3 protein-coding genes are annotated in these 19,284 nt (G+C 70.9%); all 3 read left to right on the forward strand.

The annotated features are described in order from the left end of the window. Positions 1-198 precede the first annotated feature (198 nt). Genes OG452_RS34400 through OG452_RS34410 form a run of 3 tightly spaced genes read left to right on the forward strand, consistent with a single transcriptional unit; the run spans position 199 to position 19,279 of the window. Positions 199-6,606: a non-ribosomal peptide synthetase gene (locus OG452_RS34400; protein WP_327299443.1), complete on the forward strand. Its 6,408-nt coding sequence runs from the start codon at positions 199-201 to the stop codon at positions 6,604-6,606. After that, positions 6,603-13,079, forward strand: a complete 6,477-nt coding sequence (locus OG452_RS34405; RefSeq protein WP_327299444.1) for a non-ribosomal peptide synthetase — start codon at positions 6,603-6,605, stop codon at positions 13,077-13,079. The genes OG452_RS34400 and OG452_RS34405 overlap by 4 nt, the downstream gene beginning before the upstream one ends. Next, positions 13,076-19,279, forward strand: a complete 6,204-nt coding sequence (locus OG452_RS34410; RefSeq protein ID WP_327299445.1) for a non-ribosomal peptide synthetase — start codon at positions 13,076-13,078, stop codon at positions 19,277-19,279. The genes OG452_RS34405 and OG452_RS34410 overlap by 4 nt, the downstream gene beginning before the upstream one ends. Positions 19,280-19,284 lie beyond the last annotated feature (5 nt).

Here is a 19,284-nt window from a genome sequence, read left to right on the forward strand (position 1 = left end):
GCGGCATCCTGCCCAGCGCCCGGGCATCGCGGCCAGGCAAGGCTCCGGCAACTCGCAGGTAATGGAACGACCGGATCAGGTGCCGGTTCATTGCCTGGTGGCGCCGATGCCGCACGGGTCAGCATCGTCGCACCCAACCGCACCCAGCGCATCCATCGAGTCGCGGCCAGTGCGCCAGGAAAGGTGATCGAAGCCCGCATGAGCACATTCACCGCTGAAGCCATGTCACTTCCGCTGTCGGCAGCTCAGCTCGGCGTGTGGTTCGCCCACCAGCTGGACCCGAAGGCCGCCACGTACAACCTGGCCAACTACATAGAGATCCACGGCCCGGTGGACGCGGAAGCGCTCAAGCAGGCCATCCGGCAGGCGGAACTGGAATGCGGCACCTTCGACGTCCGACTGCGCGAGGAGCCCGACGGACCGTGCCAGGTGCCCGTCGACCGGGCGAGCCCCGGACTGCAGGTGATCGACCTGAGCGGCCGGCCCGATCCGCTGGCCGAAGCCCGGACGCGGATGGCGCAGGACCAGTCCGCGCCCGTCGACGTCCTGCACGGCTTCCTCTCCGTGGACGCCCTCTTCAAGCTCGGTGAGGACCACTACGTCTGGTACAACCGCTGCCACCACCTCCTGGTCGACGGCTACGGCGGCGCCCTCTTCACCAACCGCGTCGCGGAGGTCTACACCGGACTGCTGAGCGGCACCGCACCGAGCGGCAGCCCGCTGGGCGAGCTGGGCGACCTGCTCGGCAATGAACTCGCCTACCGGACCTCGCCGGACTTCGACGGCGACCGGGCCTACTGGGTGGACCGGTTCTCCGACCTGCCGGACGCGGTGATCCTCGGCGCGGGCGAATCCGCGGTTGCGCGGCAGGCGTTCTCGCGGCAGCACAGCCTGCTGGAGGAGCCGGAACTGCAGCTGGTCAGGGACCTGGCCCGGCGCTCGCGCACCTCTTGGACGGTCCCCGTCATCGCGGCGGTCGCCGCGTACCTGCACGGCATGACGGGCAGCTCGGACATCGTCCTGGGCGTGCCGGTCAGCGCACGGCGCAGCGCCGTGGCGCAGAGCGTGCCGGGCATGGTCTCCAACCAGCTTCCGCTGCGGCTTTCCATCCAGCCGGGGATGACCGTGTCGGAGCTGGTCCGGCACGTGGCCACGCGGCTGGGCGAACTGCTGGTGCACCAGCGTTACCCCTACGAGGACCTGCGGCGCGAGCTGAAGCTCGTCGGGGACAACCGCCACCTGTTCAACGTCTCGGTCAACATCCTTCCGTTCGGCGAGGACCTGCGTTTCGCCGGGCACACCACGACCACCCGCACGCTGTCCACCGGACCGGTGCACGACCTGGCGCTGACCCTCTACCCCGGCACAGCGGGCAGCGGGCTGCAGATCGACTTCGACGCCAACCCCGCCCGCTACACCGAGGACGAGATCGGCGCCCACCGGCTGCGCTTCCTGCGCTTCTTGCGGAACCTGACCACCGCGGCGCCCGACACACCGGTCGGCCGGGTTCCGATGCTCACCGACGACGAGCGGACGACGGTCCTCGACACATGGAACCGGACCGAGCGGCCGACGCCCGACGCCGGCATCGCGGCCCTGGTCTCGCGCAGGGCCGCTCTCGCCCCCGAAGCCGTCGCGGTGATCTGCGCGGGAATCCCCCTGTCCTACGCCGACCTGGAAAGTCGCGCCAACGGGCTGGCGCGGCGGCTGATCGCGCTCGGCGCCGGCCCGGAGCGGCTGGTCGCGCTCGCCCTGCCGCGCTCGACGGACCTCGTGGTGGCGCTGCTCGCGATCGTCAGGACGGGTGCGGCCTATCTGCCCCTCGACCCCGAACACCCGGCCGAGCGAATCGAGTTCGTGCTCCGGCAGTCGCGGGCGGTCTGCGTGGTCACCACCGAATCCATCGCCACGACCCACCTCGCCGCCGCAGCCGCCGACGTCCACCGGCTGGCCCTGGACAGCCCCCGGACCGTACGGGAGTTGGCCGCCCTGTCGGCCACCGGACTCCGGCCGGACGAACTGCTCGCCACGCCGCACCCCGACCACCCGGCCTACGTCATCTACACCTCGGGTTCCACCGGCACACCCAAGGGCGTCATCGTGACGCGGGCCGGGCTCGCGAACATCATCGACTTCTTCTGCACCGAGACCGCGATGACGCCCGACGACAGGGTCCTGGCGGTCACGACCATTGCCTTCGACATCGCCGCGCTGGAGGTGCTGCTGCCGCTCGTCACCGGCGCCGGCATCGTGATGGCCACCGATGAGGAGATGGGCGACCCCACCATGCTCGGTCGCCTGGTCGCGGCCCACGGCGTGACCACACTGCAGGCGACGCCGTCACTGTGGCGGGCGCTGCTCGAAGCGGACCGGCAGGGACTGCGTGGACTGCGCATGCTGGTCGGCGGCGAGGCGCTGGCGACGTCTCTGGCCGAGACCATGCGCGAAGCAGGCAGCCGGGTCACCAACGAATACGGCCCCACCGAGACCACGATTTGGTCCGCTGTCGGCCCCGTCGAGGAGGGCTGGAACAACTCCATCGGCCGGCCTGTGGCGAATACGTGTGTGTATGTGCTGGATGGTGGTTTGCGTCCGGTGCCGGTGGGTGTGGTGGGTGAGTTGTATGTGTCGGGTGTGGGTTTGGCTCGTGGGTATGTGGGGCGGGCTGATCTGTCGGCGGAGCGTTTTGTGGCGGATCCGTTTGGTGCGCCGGGTGGGCGTATGTATCGCACGGGTGATGTGGTGCGGTGGGGTGGGGATGGGTGTCTGGAGTTTGTGGGGCGTGTTGATCACCAGGTGAAGGTGCGGGGTTTCCGTATTGAGCTGGGTGAGGTGGAGGCGGTGCTGGAGGGTGCTGCTGGGGTGCGTCAGGCGGTGGTGGTGGCGCGTGAGGATCGGCCGGGGGTGCGGCGGCTGGTGGCTTATGTGGTCCCTGACGGTGCTGTTGATGGTGTTGGTGTTGTTGATGTGGTGGGGTTGCGTGCTCATGTGGGTGGGCGGCTTCCGGAGTACATGGTGCCTGCGGCGTTCGTGGTGTTGGACGCGTTGCCGTTGACGCCGAACGGGAAGGTGGACCGGCGGGTGTTGCCGGTTCCGGAGTTCGGTGGTGGGGCGGACAGTCGTGAACCGCGCAGTGAGCGGGAGCGGTTGCTGTGCGGGTTGTTCGCCGAGGTGCTGGGTGTGGAGCGGGTCGGTATCGACGACAGCTTCTTCGACCTCGGCGGCGACTCGATCACCTCCATCCAGCTCGTCTCCCGAGCGGGCCGGGCGGGGCTCGAACTGACACCGCAGGCGGTCTTCCAGCACCGGACGGTCGCCGAGCTGGCCGAGGCAGCCCGCGACCTCGGCCCCGAGGCGTCACGTCCGCAGGAGCCCGGCACCCCGCTGGTCACCCTCGACCCGGACGAGCAGACCCGCCTGGAGTCGCAGTGGGCGCCGTACGGCGTCGAGGCCGTCCTGCCGCTGTCACCGCTGCAGGAGGGCATGCTCTTCCACGCCCTCTACGACGAGGACACCATCGACGTCTACAACGTGCAGGCCGTCTTCGGCCTTGAGGGAGCCCTCTCGGCGCAGCACCTGCACACGGCCTGCCAGGAACTCGTGAACCGGCACGCCAGTCTGCGGGCCGGCTTCTTCAGGACGGCCGGCGGTGACGTCGCCCAGGTCCTCGCCCGCGACGTCGAGGTGCCCTGGACCGACGTGGACCTCGGCGACCTGCCGACGGCCGAGCAGCACGTCGAGCTGAACCGGATCCTGGCCGAGGACAAGCCCCGCCGGTTCGATCTGGAGTGCCCGCCGCTGGTGCGCTTCACCCTCGTGCGGCTGGCCGCGGACCGGCACGTCCTGGTCCTCACCGTCCACCACATCGCCCTAGACGGCTGGTCGATGCCGTTGGTGCTGCGCGACCTGTTCGAGCTGTATGCCCGTGGCGGCGACGCCTCGCAACTGCCGGCCGTCGTCCCCTACTCCGACTACCTGCGGTGGCTGGTACGGCAGGACAGGGATGTCGCCGCACAGGCATGGCGTACGGCGCTGGAGGGTCTCGACGCCCCGACGCTCGTGGCCCCGGGCAGCACCACCGCCGACACCGCGACGATGCCCGCCCGGCAGACCGTGGAGCTGGACGAGGACCTCACCACCGCGCTGGGCGTGGCAGCGCGCCGCCGCCAACTGACCCTGAACGCCGTCGTCCAGGGCGCTTGGGCGCTGCTGGTCGGTGAGCTGACACAGCGGTCGGACGTGGTGTTCGGCACGACGGTCTCGGGGCGTCCGCCCCAACTGCCGGGCGTCGAGGAGATCGTCGGCCTGCTGATCAACACCGTGCCGGCCCGGATCCGGATCGACCCCGCCGAACCCATCGGCGATCTGCTGGACAGGGTGCAGCGCGAGCAGTCGGCGCTGGGCGAGCACCACCACCTCGGGCTCACCGAGATCCAGCGGTTGGCCGGCCTGGGTGAGCTCTTTGACACCACGACCGTCTTCGAGAACTACCCGCTGGACCGGGCGGCGATACGCCAGGCCGTCCCGGGCCTGCGGATCACCGTCGAGAACGGCGACACCAGCGGCACGACCCACTACCCGCTGAGCCTGATCACCTACCCCGGTGAGCGGCTGCGGCTGGAAATCAACTATCGCGCGGACGTGTTCGACCGGGACACGGTGCGGGACTTCGGCGAGCAGTTGCGGACGCTGCTGCGGACGGTGGTCGAGGCGCCCGCCACGCCGGTGGGACGCATCGAGCTGCTCTCCGGTGAGGAGCGCGCCCGCATCGTCGGGAAGTGGAACGACACCGCGCTTCCGGTGCCCGCGGCGACACTGCCACAGCTGTTCGAGGCCCAGGTGCGCCGCACCCCCGACGCCGTCGCGGTCATTTGCGGCGCCGAGCGGCTGACCTACCGCGAGCTGGACGAACGCGCCACCGAGCTCGCCTCGGTCCTGGCCGCGGCGGGTGCGGCACCGGGCAAGACCGTCGCCGTGTCGCTGCCGCGCTCCCTGGACCTGGTGGTGTCGCTGTACGCGGTCCACAAGAGCGGGGCCGCCTACCTCCCCGTCGACCCCGACTACCCGGAGGACCGGGTCCGGCACATGCTGGCGGACGCGGAACCCGCCCTGCGCATCACGGCGCTGACCCTTCCCGCGCTGCTGGCCAACGCCGCCTCGGCGTCCCTGTCGGCGGTGACCCGGCGACCCCGGACGTCCGATCCCGCGTACGTCGTCTACACCTCCGGATCCACCGGCCGCCCCAAGGGCATCGTGGTCGAGCACCGGGGGATCGTGAACTACCTGTGCTGGATGCAGGACCGGTTCCCGTTGAGGCCCGGCGAACGGGTCCTGCACAAGACGTCGACCAGCTTCGACCCCTCGGTCTGGGAGCTGTTCTGGCCCCTCATGGTCGGCGCCGCGATCGTGGTGGCCGAACCGCACGGGCATGAGGACCCCGACTACCTGGCGGGACTGATTCAGCGGGAGAGCGTGACCACCGCGCAGTTCGTCCCGTCCACTCTGGAACTGTTTGTGAGCGCTCCGGCCACGGCGGGCTGCACCTCACTGCGCCAGGTCTTCTGCGGCGGAGAGGTTCTGAGCACCGCGCTGGCGTGGCGCTTCCAGACCCTGCTGAACGCGGAACTGATCAACCTGTACGGCCCCACGGAAGTGTCGGTCTACTCCACTAGCCGCCGGTTCGGCACCGATGTCGAGGGAGCGGCCGTCCCGGTCGGTCGGCCCGCCGCGAACCTGCGGGTCTATGTCCTGGACAGCGCCCTGCGGCCGGTTCCCGTCGGCTGGGTGGGAGAGATCTACATCGCCGGGGCAGGAGTGACGCGCGGATACGTCAGGCGCCCCGCGGAGTCCGCGCAGCGCTTCGTGCCGGACCCGTTCGGGGCCCCCGGCACCCGTATGTACCGCACCGGTGACCTCGTCCGGTGGCGTGCCGACGGCGATCTGGAATACGTCAGCCGCATCGACTCCCAGGTGAAGATCCGCGGTCACCGTATTGAGCTGGGTGAGGTGGAGGCGGTGCTGGAGGGTGCTGCTGGGGTGCGTCAGGCGGTGGTGGTGGCGCGTGAGGATCGGCCGGGGGTGCGGCGGCTGGTGGCTTATGTGGTTCCTGACGGTGGTGGTGTTGATGTGGTGGGGTTGCGTGCTCATGTGGGTGGGCGGCTTCCGGAGTACATGGTGCCTGCGGCGTTCGTGGTGTTGGACGCGTTGCCGTTGACGCCGAACGGGAAGGTGGACCGGCGGGTGTTGCCGGTTCCGGAGTTCGGTGGTGGGGCGGACAGTCGTGAACCGCGCAGTGAGCGGGAGCGGTTGCTGTGCGGGTTGTTCGCCGAGGTGCTGGGTGTGGAGCGGGTCGGTATCGACGACAGCTTCTTCGACCTGGGTGGCGACTCGATCATCTCCATCCAGCTCGTCTCCCGCGCCCGTGCCGCGGGAGTGGTGATCTCACCGCGTGACGTGTTCCGCCACAAGACCGTCGCCGCACTCGCCGAACTGGCCACGGACAGCGGCCCCGAGCCGCACACGACCCCACAGCCCCAGGCCCCGCTGATCTCGCTTGAGCAGGACGAACTGGCAGAGCTTGAAGCCCAATGGGAGAATTCGAAGTGAAGCAAACCTCGCTTGAGGCGGTTCTGCCGCTGTCCCCCCTGCAGGAGGGCATGCTCTTCCACGCCCTCTACGACGAGGACGGCGTCGACGTCTACAACATGCAGGCCGCCCTGGAACTGACGGGTGAACTCTCCGCCAAGAGGCTGCTGCTCGCGCTGGACGCCCTGCTCCAACGCCACCCCAACCTGAGGGCCGGCTTTCTGCGGCGCCGCTCGGGCGAACCCATCCAGGCGATCCCGCGGTCCGTCGAGACGCCCTGGATGGAGGTCGACCTCAGCCACCTGGACGGCGAGCGGCAGCGCGCCCGGCTGGGTGAACTCCTGACCGAGGACCGGCTGCGCCGGTTCACGATGGCCACCGGGCCGCTGGTCCGCTTCACCCTGGTCCGGCTGGCCGAGGACCAGCACGTCCTGGTGTTCACCAACCACCACATCCTGCTGGACGGTTGGTCGCTCCCCATCGTCTTCCGCGAGCTGTTCCAGCTGTACGTGCGCGAGGGCGACGCCTCGACGCTGCCTGAGGTGGTGCCGTACGGCAACTACCTAGAGTGGCTGGGCCGCCAGGACCGCGCCGAGGCCGAGCACGCCTGGCGCACCGAGCTGGCCGGGCTCGACGAGCCGACACTGGTGGCACCCGCGGTCCCCGACACGGCCGACGGGCTGCTGCGCCGCGTCGCCCTGGAACTGCCCGAGCAGCTGACGTCCGCTCTCACCCGGACCGCCCGCCGGCGCGGTCTGACCACCAACACGGTGGTCCAGGGGGCCTGGGCGCTGCTACTCAGTCTGCTGACGGGCCGTCAGGACGTCGTCTTCGGCGCCACGGTGGCCGGGCGCTCACCGGAGCTGCCCGGTGTGGAGCGCATGGTCGGACTGCTGATCAACACCGTGCCGGTGCGCGTGCGGCTCGACCTCGCCGAACCGTTCGACGCCCTGCTGGCCCGCGTCCAGGAGGAGCAGTCGGCACTGCTGCCGTACCAGCACCTGGGACTCGCCGACATCCGGAAGCTGACCGGTGCCGGTGAGCTGTTCGACACCTCCGTCGTCTTCGAGAACTACCCCATCGACCCGGCGACGGCACGCAGGGCCATACCCGGCCTCGGGATCTCCCTGCTCGACGACGGGATCACCGAGACCCCCGAAGGGGCGCACTACCCCCTGAGCCTCGCGGTGTTCCCGGGCGCCACGATGCGCCTCGAACTGGTCTACCGGGCCGACGCGTTCGACCATGAGACCGTCGACGGGCTCGCGACCCGGCTGCGCAGGCTCCTGGAGACCTTCGCCGAGGTCCCGGACACCCTCGTGGGCCGTGTCGACTGGCTCGTCGCCGCTGAGCGCGCCGCGCTCGTCGGGGCCGCCCACGGCCCCGTACGCGATCTTCCGGACGCCACGCTGCCCGAACTGTTCGAGGCCCAGGTCCGCCGCACCCCCGACGCCGTCGCGCTGGTGTTCCGGGACGAGCGCCTGACCTTCGCCGAACTCAACGAGCGTGCCAACCGTGTGGCGCGCCTCCTCGTGGAGCACGGCGCCGGCCCGGAGCGGCACGTCGCTCTGGCGCTGCCTCGTACCGCCGAGAGTGTGGTCGCCGTCCTGGCGATCCTGAAGTCGGGCGCGGTCCACGTGCCGATCGACCCCGAGTACCCGGCCGACCGCGTCGCCCAGGTGTTCGCGCAGACCCGCCCGGTCCTCGCCCTGACCACCCGCGCCCTGTCCGCCTATTGGCCGGACGAAGGCCCCGCGCGGATTCTCCTCGACGAGGCCGACGCACTGCCGAAGCGCGACGGGAGCGACCTCACCGACGCCGACCGTGGGGGAGTGCTGCGCCCGGAGAACCTGGCCTATGTCATCCACACCTCCGGCTCGACGGGCCGCCCCAAGGGGGTGGCCGTGTCGCACCGCAGCCTGGCGAACATGTTCCACAGCCATGAGGCAGCCTTCTTCGCACCGGAGGCAGCAGCGGCCGGCGGCCGCCCGCTGCGGGTCGCCCTGACCAACACCCTGGTGTTCGACGCCTCGTGGACCGAGCTGCTGGCGATGGTCGCCGGCCACGAACTGCACCTCGTCGACGACGAGGTGCGCCGGGACGCCGACGCACTGGTGCGGTACTGCTCCGAGCGCGCGCTCGACCTCGTGGACACCACCCCGGGCTTCGCCCGGCAGCTGATGTCCGCCGGGCTGCTCGACACCGACGGCCCAGGGCTGCGGACCCTCGCCCTCGGCGGCGAGGCGGTCGGCGAGGCGATGTGGCGGGAGCTGGGCGCCGTCCCAGGGCTCTCCGTCTACAACCTCTACGGACCCGCCGAGTGCACCGTCGACGCCATGCTGGCACGCGTCAGGGACGCCGAGACCCCCGTCATCGGCCGGCCTGTGGCGAATACGTGTGTGTATGTGCTGGATGGTGGTTTGCGTCCGGTGCCGGTGGGTGTGGTGGGTGAGTTGTATGTGTCGGGTGTGGGTTTGGCTCGTGGGTATGTGGGGCGGGCTGATCTGTCGGCGGAGCGTTTTGTGGCGGATCCGTTTGGTGCGCCGGGTGGGCGTATGTATCGCACGGGTGATGTGGTGCGGTGGGGTGGGGATGGGTGTCTGGAGTTTGTGGGGCGTGTTGATCACCAGGTGAAGGTGCGGGGTTTCCGTATTGAGCTGGGTGAGGTGGAGGCGGTGCTGGAGGGTGCTGCTGGGGTGCGTCAGGCGGTGGTGGTGGCGCGTGAGGATCGGCCGGGGGTGCGGCGGCTGGTGGCTTATGTGGTTCCTGACGGTGGTGGTGTTGATGTGGTGGGGTTGCGTGCTCATGTGGGTGGGCGGCTTCCGGAGTACATGGTGCCTGCGGCGTTCGTGGTGTTGGACGCGTTGCCGTTGACGCCGAACGGGAAGGTGGACCGGCGGGTGTTGCCGGTTCCGGAGTTCGGTGGTGGGGCGGACAGTCGTGAACCGCGCAGTGAGCGGGAGCGGTTGCTGTGCGGGTTGTTCGCCGAGGTGCTGGGTGTGGAGCGGGTCGGTATCGACGACAGCTTCTTCGACCTGGGTGGCGACTCGATCATCTCCATCCAGCTCGTCTCCCGCGCCCGTGCCGCGGGAGTGGTGATCTCACCGCGTGACGTGTTCCGCCACAAGACCGTCGCCGCACTCGCCGAACTGGCCACCGCGGTGGAAGCCGAGGCCGCCCCCGCCCGCAGCGCCCTTCCGCTGGTGACCCTCGACCACGCGGAGCGGACCGCCCTGGAAGCAGACCTCCCGGGCCTGGAGGACGTACTCCCGCTCTCACCGCTGCAGGAGGGCATGTTCTTCCACGCCCTCTACGCCGGGGACGGGGTGGACGTCTACACCGTGCTGACCCCACTGGAACTGACGGGCGGCCTGGACGTGCCCCGGCTGCGCCGGGCGTGCGACGCCCTGCTGACACGGCACGCGAACCTGCGGGCGGGCTTCGTGCAGAGCGCGGCCGACCGGTTGCTGCAACTGATCCACCGCGAGGTCGCCACACCCTGGCGGGAAGTGACCCTGGACGGTTCCCCCGAGGACGAGCAGCAGCACCTGCTGGCTCAGGTCCTCGAAGAGGAGCGCACCCGCCGGTTCGACATGGCCCGGCCGCCCCTGCTGCGCTTCACGCTGATCTGGCTCGCCGCCGAGCGGCACGTGCTGCTCATGGCCAACCACCACATCGTGGTCGACGGCTGGTCCTGGCCGCTGCTGGTGCGCGACCTCTTGGAGCTGTACGCGCAGGACGGCGACCCGACGGCACTGCCCGCCGTGGTGCCGTTCCGGGACTACCTCGGATGGATCGCCGCACAGGACCGGCAGGCGGCCGAGAGCGCCTGGCGGTCGGCGCTGGCCGGCCTCGAAGGGCCGACCATGGCCGCCGGAGCCAGGAGCGACGGTCCCCACACGGTGCCGGAACTGGTGGCCGGGCAACTACCGGAGACGTTCACCGCCCAACTCGACGCGACCGCGCGCAGCCGTGGACTGACGCTGAGCACGGTCGTCGAGGGTGCGTGGGCCCTGGTGCTGCATCTGCTGACCGGGGAACGCGACCTGGTGTTCGGCGCGACGGTCTCCGGGCGCCCACCGGAGCTGCCCGGTGTGGAGGACATGGTCGGACTGCTGATGAACACGGTCCCGGTACGGGTCCGGCTCGACCTCGCTGAACCGCTCGACGCCCTTCTGGCCCGCATCCAGGACGAGCAGACCGCGCTGGGCGAGCACCACCACCTCGGCCTTGCCGAGATCCAGCGGCTGGTCGGCCTGGGTGAACTCTTCGACACCGCCATCGGCTTCGAGAACGCCCCGCTGGACCGGGACTCCGTCCGCAGCGCGGCCCGCGGCCTGCACATCGGCGTCGACGACAGTGCCGCGCCGGGAGCCACGCACTATCCGCTCAGCCTCGTTGCCACCCCGGGCAGGCGGCTGCGACTGGAACTCAACTACCAGGCCGACGCGTTCACCCGTGCGGAGACGGAAGCCGTCCTGGGCCGGCTGCAGAAGGTGCTGGAGGCGTTCGTCGCCGCTCCCACGACTCCCGTCGGCCGCATCGACCTGCTCGCCACCCAGGAGCGCGAGCGGATCGTGGAGGAGTGGAACCAAAACGGGCACGACTTGGCGGACACGACGGTGCCCGAACTCTTCGCCGCGCAGGTGCGCCGCACGCCGGACGCCCCCGCGGTGGTCTTCGGCGACACGACGCTCACCTACGCGGAAGTCGACGCACGCGCCGAACGACTGGCGGCCGTCCTGCGGGCCCGCGGCGCGGGCCCCGAGCAGTTCGTGGCCGTGGCCCTGCCGCGCTCGGCGGAGATGGTGATCGCCATCGTCGCGGTGCTCAAGTCCGGGGCCGCCTACCTGCCCGTGGACATCGGCTACCCGGCGGTGCGCATCGCGTTCATGCTGCGCACCGCCCGCCCCGAACTCGTCCTGACCCACGCCGACATCGCCTCCGAGCTGCCCCGGGTGGAGGGGTGCGACCACCTCCTGCTCGACGGCGAGGGCCTCCCCCTAACCGAGACACAGGCCGAGACACAGGCCGAGGCGGGGACCGAGACGCAGGCCGCCGCGGAGGCGGTCTCCGTGGTGCTCGCGCGGACCGTCCGGCCGCTGAACACCGCCTACGTGATCTTCACGTCCGGTTCGACGGGACAGCCCAAGGGCGTCCTCGTCTCGCACAGCGGTGTGGCCAGCATGCTCGCGACACAGCGTGAGAAGCTCGCCCTCTCGTCCGGCGAGCGGGTGCTGCTCTTCGCCTCGCCGGGCTTCGACGCGGCGGTGTGGGAACTGTGCACGGCGCTGCTGAACGGCGGCTGCGCGGTCGTCGCCACACAGGACCAGCTCGCCCCGGGCCGGCCGCTGGTCGACCTCGTGGCGGAGCACGGAGTCTCGCTGCTGCTGCTGCCACCGTCCGCGCTCGCCGTGGTACCGGAGGACGGACTGCCGCCCGGGGTCACCCTGGTGGTCGGTGGTGAGGCCTGCCCACCCGAGCTGGTGGAGAGGTGGTCGGCGGGCCGCCGGATGGTCAACGCCTACGGACCCACGGAGTCGACCGTCATCGCCACCATGAGTGACCCGCTGTCCGGCCGACGCGTGCCGCCCATCGGCCGGCCTGTGGCGAATACGTGTGTGTATGTGCTGGATGGTGGTTTGCGTCCGGTGCCGGTGGGTGTGGTGGGTGAGTTGTATGTGTCGGGTGTGGGTTTGGCTCGTGGGTATGTGGGGCGGGCTGATCTGTCGGCGGAGCGTTTTGTGGCGGATCCGTTTGGTGCGCCGGGTGGGCGTATGTATCGCACGGGTGATGTGGTGCGGTGGGGTGGGGATGGGTGTCTGGAGTTTGTGGGGCGTGTTGATCACCAGGTGAAGGTGCGGGGTTTCCGTATTGAGCTGGGTGAGGTGGAGGCGGTGCTGGAGGGTGCTGCTGGGGTGCGTCAGGCGGTGGTGGTGGCGCGTGAGGATCGGCCGGGGGTGCGGCGGCTGGTGGCTTATGTGGTTCCTGACGGTGGTGGTGTTGATGTGGTGGGGTTGCGTGCTCATGTGGGTGGGCGGCTTCCGGAGTACATGGTGCCTGCGGCGTTCGTGGTGTTGGACGCGTTGCCGTTGACGCCGAACGGGAAGGTGGACCGGCGGGTGTTGCCGGTTCCGGAGTTCGGTGGTGGGGCGGACAGTCGTGAACCGCGCAGTGAGCGGGAGCGGTTGCTGTGCGGGTTGTTCGCCGAGGTGCTGGGTGTGGAGCGGGTCGGTATCGACGACAGCTTCTTCGACCTGGGTGGCGACTCGATCATCTCCATCCAGCTCGTCTCCCGCGCCCGTGCCGCGGGAGTGGTGATCTCACCGCGTGACGTGTTCCGCCACAAGACCGTCGCCGCACTCGCCGAACTGGCCACCGCGGTGGAAGCCGAGGCCGCCCCCTGGCTCGGGGACGCGCCGGACGAGGAACTGGTCCACGTGGATCAGGACGAACTGAACGAATTCGAGAGGCAATGGGGGACCAGCAAGTGAAGGAATCGCCGATCGAAGCCGTTCTGCCGCTGTCACCGCTGCAGGAGGGCATGCTCTTCCACGCCGTCTACGACCACCAGGGCGTCGACGTCTACAACGTCCAGACCGCGTTCGGACTGACGGGAGAACTCTCCGCCGACCGGCTGCGCACCGCCTTCCAGGCCCTGCTGGACCGCTACGCCGTGCTTCGGGTCGGCTTCCAGCAGCGCCGCGCGTCCGGCGAGTCGGTGCAACTGGTCCACCGCGGCGTCGAACTGCCGTGGACCGAGACCGACCTCAGCCCGCTGGAGCCCGCGCAGCGGCGCGCCGAACTGAACCGTTTGCTGGCCGAGGACCGCGCCGACCGCTTCGACATGATCAGGCCCCCGCTGCTGCGCGTCACCCTGGTCAAGCAGGAGACCGACCAGCACGTCCTGGTGCTGACGTACCATCACATCCTGTTGGACGGATGGTCGTTGCCCCTCGTGCTGCGCGACCTGTTCCAGCTGTATGCCAACGACGGCGACGGATCGGCGCTTCCCGTCGTAGTGCCCTACCGCGGCTACCTCGCCTGGCTCGCCCGGCAGGACCGCGAACAGGCCGAGCTGGCCTGGAGCACCGCGCTCGCCGGCCTCGGCGAGCCCACCCTCGTCGCACCGGGAGCCGACTCCGCCGGCACCGCCGCGATGCCGGCGCTGGTGACCCTGGAGCTGACCGAGGAACTCACCGCGGCCCTGCACACGGCGGCCCGCAGCCGGGGACTGACCCTCAACACGGTCGTGCAGGGCGCCTGGGCGCTGCTGCTGAACGTGATCACTCGCCGTGACGATGTGGTGTTCGGTACGACGGTCTCCGGACGTCCGCCCCAGCTGCCCGGCATCGAGGGCATGGTCGGGCTGCTGATGAACGCCGTCCCCGTGCGCATCCGGCTCGACCCCGCGGAATCGCTGGAGACGCTGCTGGCCCGCATCCAGGACGAGCAGTCGGCGCTGGGTGACCACCACTACCTTGGGCTCGCCGAGATCCAGCGGCTGGCCGGCCTGGGTGAACTCTTCGACACCTCCACCGGCTTCGAGAACGCCCCGCTCGACCGCGGGTCCGTGCAGCGGCCGGTGCCCGGCCTGCAGATCACCGTCCTCGACGAGAGCGGCGGCGGCGACACCACCGGATCGACCCACTACCCGCTGAGCCTGGTCGCCGTCCCGGGTGAGCGGCTGCGGCTGGAGCTCAACTACCGCGCGGACGTGTTCGACCGGGACACGGTGCGGGACTTCGGCGAGCAGTTGCGGACGCTGCTGCGGACGGTGGTCGAGGCGCCCGCCACGCCGGTGGGACGCATCGAGCTGCTCTCCGGTGAGGAGCGCGCCCGCATCGTCGAGAAGTGGAACGACACCGCGCTTGAGGTGTCCGCCGCCACCCTGCCCGAGCTGTTCGAGGCCCAGGTGCGCCGCACCCCCGACGCCGTCGCGGTCGAGTGGGACGCCCGGGAACTCGGCTACGCCGAACTCAACGAACAGGCGAACAGGCTGGCCCGCCATCTGCGCCGCAGCGGTGCCGGGCCCGAGCGGACGGTGGCCGTAGTGCTGCCGCGTTCGGCCGACCTGCTGGTGGCCCTGCTCGCCGTGGTGAAGACCGGGGCCTCCTACGTGCCCGTCGATCCGACCTATCCCGCAGACCGGATCGCCTTCATGGTCGAGGACAGCGCCCCCGTGGCGGTGGTGAGCCGTTCGGACGTCGCCCCGCCGCCCGGAGCCGTCGTGCTGGACGACCCGGAGGTCCGTGCCACCCTATCCGAGCTTCCCGGTCACGACCTGGACGACACGGAACGTACGGCACCCCTGAGCCCGTCCCACCCGGCCTATGTCATCTACACCTCCGGCTCCACCGGGCGGCCGAAGGGCGTCATGGTGGAGCACCGCTCGGTCCTCGCCTACCTGGCCTTCGCGCACGAGGCCTACCCGAGCCTCGGCGGGCGGGCGCTGCTGCACTCGCCGGCCTCCTTCGACCTGACCGTCACCGCTCTGTTCGGGCCGCTCACCCGGGGAGGCCGGCTGCGCCTGGCCGACCTCGACGGCTCCCCGGCGCCGGACGGTCTGCTGAGCACCGGACGGCCCACCTTCGTCAAGGCCACGCCGAGTCATCTGTCCGTGCTCACCAGCGTCGCCGACTGGTACTCGCCCACCGGTGAACTCGTCGTCGGCGGTGAGCAGTTGACGGCGGAGATGCTCACCGAGTGGCGTGCCCGCCATCCCGGGACCACCGTGGTCAACGAGTACGGCCCGACCGAGGCCACCGTGGGATGCGTGGAGTTCCGGGTGCGCCCCGGTGACGTCCTCGCACCGGGGGCGGTGCCCATCGGCCGTCCGGTGCCCAACGCGCGCGCCTACGTGCTGGACGCCTGGCTGCGCCCCGTGCCCTGCGGGGTCCCCGGCGAGCTGTACCTGGCCGGACCGCAACTGGCGCGCGGCTATCTGAGCCGCCCGGGACTGTCGGCGCAGCGTTTCGTGGCCGACCCGTTCGGCGCGCCCGGCACCCGTATGTACCGCACCGGTGACATCGCCTGGTGGACGCTGAGCGGTGACCTGGTCTACGGGGGGCGGACCGACGACCAGGCGAAGGTCCGCGGCCACCGCATCGAGCCGGGCGAGATCGAGGCCGTCCTCGGCGCCCATCCCTCGGTCGCGCACGCCGCCGTGGTGGTTCGCGAGGACGTCCCCGGGGCCCGGCGGCTCGTCGCCTACGTGCTGCCCGTCGCCGCGGGCAGCGTCGACGTGGCGGAACTGCGGGCCCGCGCCGCCACGGAACTGCCCGCGTACATGGTCCCCTCGGACTTCGTCGTCCTGTCGGAACTGCCGCTGACGCCCCACGGCAAGCTGGACCGCCGAGCCCTGCCGGCACCGGGGACGGCCGTCGCCAGGTCCGCCGTGCGCGGACCCCGCGACGAACGGGAACGCGTTCTGCACGCACTGTTCGCCGAGGTCCTCGGTGCCGAGGACCTCGGCGTCGACGACGGCTTCTTCGACCTCGGCGGCGACTCCATCATGTCCATCCAGCTGGTGGCCCGGGCGCGCAAGGCGGGGCTCGTGCTCACGCCCAAGGACGTGTTCCGGCACAAGACCGTCTCCGCGCTGGCCCGGGTGGCCGGTGCCGAGCAGCTGGCGGCACCTGCGCCGGCCGAGGACTCCGGAGCCGACGAGGTGCTCCCCACACCGATCACCCACTGGCTGCGGGAACTCGGCGGCCCCGTCGACCGGTTCAACCAGGCGGTGCTGCTGCGGGTGCCCGCCGGACTCGGCCTCGACCGGTTGAAGGGGGCCGTCCAGGCGCTGCTGGACCGGCACAGCGCACTGCGCACGCGCCTGCTGGTCGACGACTCGGGCCGCTGGCGGCAGGAGGTCGGACCGACGGCGACGACCTCGGCGGACGACTTCGTCTACCGCGTCGACGTCTCCTCGCTCGACGACACCCGGATGCGCGAGGGCCTCAGCCAGCACTCGGCCGACGCGCGCGACGCCCTCAACCCCCGAACCGGCGACATGATGCGCGTGGTCTGGTTCGACGCCGGACCCGAACGCCAGGGCCGTCTGCTGCTCGTCATCCACCATCTCGCCGTGGACGGGGTGTCCTGGCGAATACTCCTGCCGGACCTGGAGGCCGCCTGGGCGGCCCTCGCACGCGGCGAGAAGCCCGCCCTCGACCAGGTGCCCACCCCGCTGCGCACCTGGGGCGCACGACTGGCCGAGGAATCCGCCCGACCGGAGCGCACGGCGGAACTGCCGCTGTGGCGGCAGGTACTCGGCGGCGAGGACCCGCTGCTGACGCGGCGCCCGCTGGATCCGTCACACGACCAGCACGGCACCAGCCGCAGCCTCACCCTGTTCCTGCCGCCCGAGTGCACCGAGCAGCTGCTGACGAGCGTGCCGGCGGCCTACCGAGCCGACATCAACGAGGTGCTGCTGACCGCGCTGGCCCTCGCCGTCTCCTCCTGGCGCCGGGACCGGGGCGTGTCCGCGGCCTCCGGAGTCCTGGTGGACCTGGAGGGGCACGGCCGCGAGGAGATCGGCCCCGGCCCGGACCTGTCCCGCACCGTCGGCTGGCTGACCACGCTGTTCCCGGCGTACCTCGACCCGGGAACCGACGACTGGACCGCGGCCGCCGATCCGGCACCGCTGCTCGCCCGGGCGCTGCGCCGCGTCAAGGAACACCTGCGTGCCATCCCGGACCACGGCATCGGGTACGGCATGCTCCGCCACCTCAACGAGCGGACCGCCGCCGAGCTGGCCGGCTTCCGCGGGCCGCAGATCGGCTTCAACTACCTGGGCCGTTTCGCCGCCTCCGGCGACGACGACTGGGCCGTGGTGATGGATCCCGACGCGTCGGTGCCCGCCGCCGAGGAGAGCATGCCGCTCGCGCACACCGTGGAGGTCAACGCGGCGACCGAGGACCGCCCCGGTGGTCCCTGCCTGGTCGCCACCTGGACATGGGCGGCCAAACTGCTCACGCCCCAGGAGGTCGACGCGCTCGCGCAGGCCTGGTTCGCCACACTGCGCGCGCTCGTGGAGCACTCCACCCACCCGGTGGCGGGCGCGCTCGCCCCGTCCGACGTGGCGCTGGTCGACCTCGACCAGGCCGAGCTGGACCGTCTCCACGCACGCCAAGGCGACCAGGGACTGGCCGACGTGCTGCCGCTAACCCCGCTGCAGGAAGGGCTGCTCTTCCACGCCTGCTACGACACCCAGGGCGTCGACGTGTACAACGTCCAACTGGTCTTCGAGCTGGAGGGCGAGGTCAAGCTCGACCTGCTGCGCACCGTCTGCCAGCAACTCGTCGAGCGCCACCCGGTGCTGCGCGCCGCGTTCGTGCAGCGGGACGGCGGGGAGCCGGTCCAGCTGATCGCCCGCTCGGTCACCGTCCCCTTCACCGAGGTGGACCTGCGGGGACCGAACCCGGCGGAGAGCCAGGCCGGACTGGACCGGCTGCTGGCCGAGGACCGGGCCCGGCGCTTCGACCTGGCGACCGCGCCCCTGCTGCGCTTCACCCTGGTCAGGCTCCAGGACACCCACTACCGGCTGGTCTTCACCAGCCACCACATCCTCACCGACGGCTGGTCGACCCCTCTGATCATGCGTGACCTCTTCACGCTCTACGCCCACCACGGCGACCTCGGCCGACTAGCCCCCGTCCCCGAGGTGCACGGCTACCTGCGGTGGCTCGCGGAACAGGACCGCGACGCGACCGAGGCCGCCTGGCGTGGGGCGCTCGCGGACCTGAAGGAGCCCACACTCGTCGTGCCCGGCACGGAGGCGGCGGCCGTGCCCGACCTGCCGCACCGCGTGGTCACGGAGCTGCCGGAAGAGCTGACCGGGCTCCTCACGGCCACCGCCGGCGCCCACGGTGTCACCCTCAACACCCTGGTCCAGGGCGCCTGGGCACTGCTGCTGAGCACCCTGACCGGCCGGGACGACGTGGTCTTCGGCGCCACCGTCTCCGTACGGCCGCCCGAACTACCCGACATCGAGGACATGGTCGGGCTGCTCATCAACACCGTCCCCGTCCGGGTCCGGCTGGACCCGCGTGAGCCGGTGGGCGCGCTGCTGGCCAGGATCCAGCAGGAGCAGACGGAACTGAGCGGTCACCACCACCTGGGACTCGCCGACATCCACCGGCTGGTCGGCGTGGACGCCCTGTTCGACACGTCCCTGGTCTTCGAGAACTACCCGGCCGATGCCGTGCTCCCCACGGTACCGGGTGCCCGACTGCGTCTGACGGGCTTCACCGGAAGGGACGCCTACCACTACCCGCTGAAGCTGATGGCGGTTCCGGGGGACCGGCTGTACCTGGAGATCAGCCACCGTCCGGAAGCAGTGGACGTGGCCACCGCCGAGTGGATCGCGGGGCGGCTCAGCGCCCTGCTGAAGGAGCTGGCTGCCGATCGGACGGCCCTGACCGGGCGCTTCCTCGAACCGCGGCTCCCTGCCGTCGAGCGGCTCTGCTCGATCGCGGCCCAGGTCCTCGGCCTGGAGCACCTCGAAGCCGACGACGACCTCTTCGCGGCCGGCGCCGACTCGCTCACCGCGCTGCGTCTCGCGGGCCGTATCCGCGCGGAGTTCGGAGTCGAGGTCGCCGTACGGGCGATCTTCCAGCACCGCGCCATAAGCCGGCTCGCCCGGCACCTGACGGCCCTCACCGGGCCGCGGTCCGCCGGACCCGACGCCCGCTGAGCGGA

Origin of the sequence: Streptomyces sp. NBC_01197, from assembly GCF_036010505.1 — a bacterium.
Classification (GTDB): Bacteria; Actinomycetota; Actinomycetes; order Streptomycetales; family Streptomycetaceae; genus Streptomyces.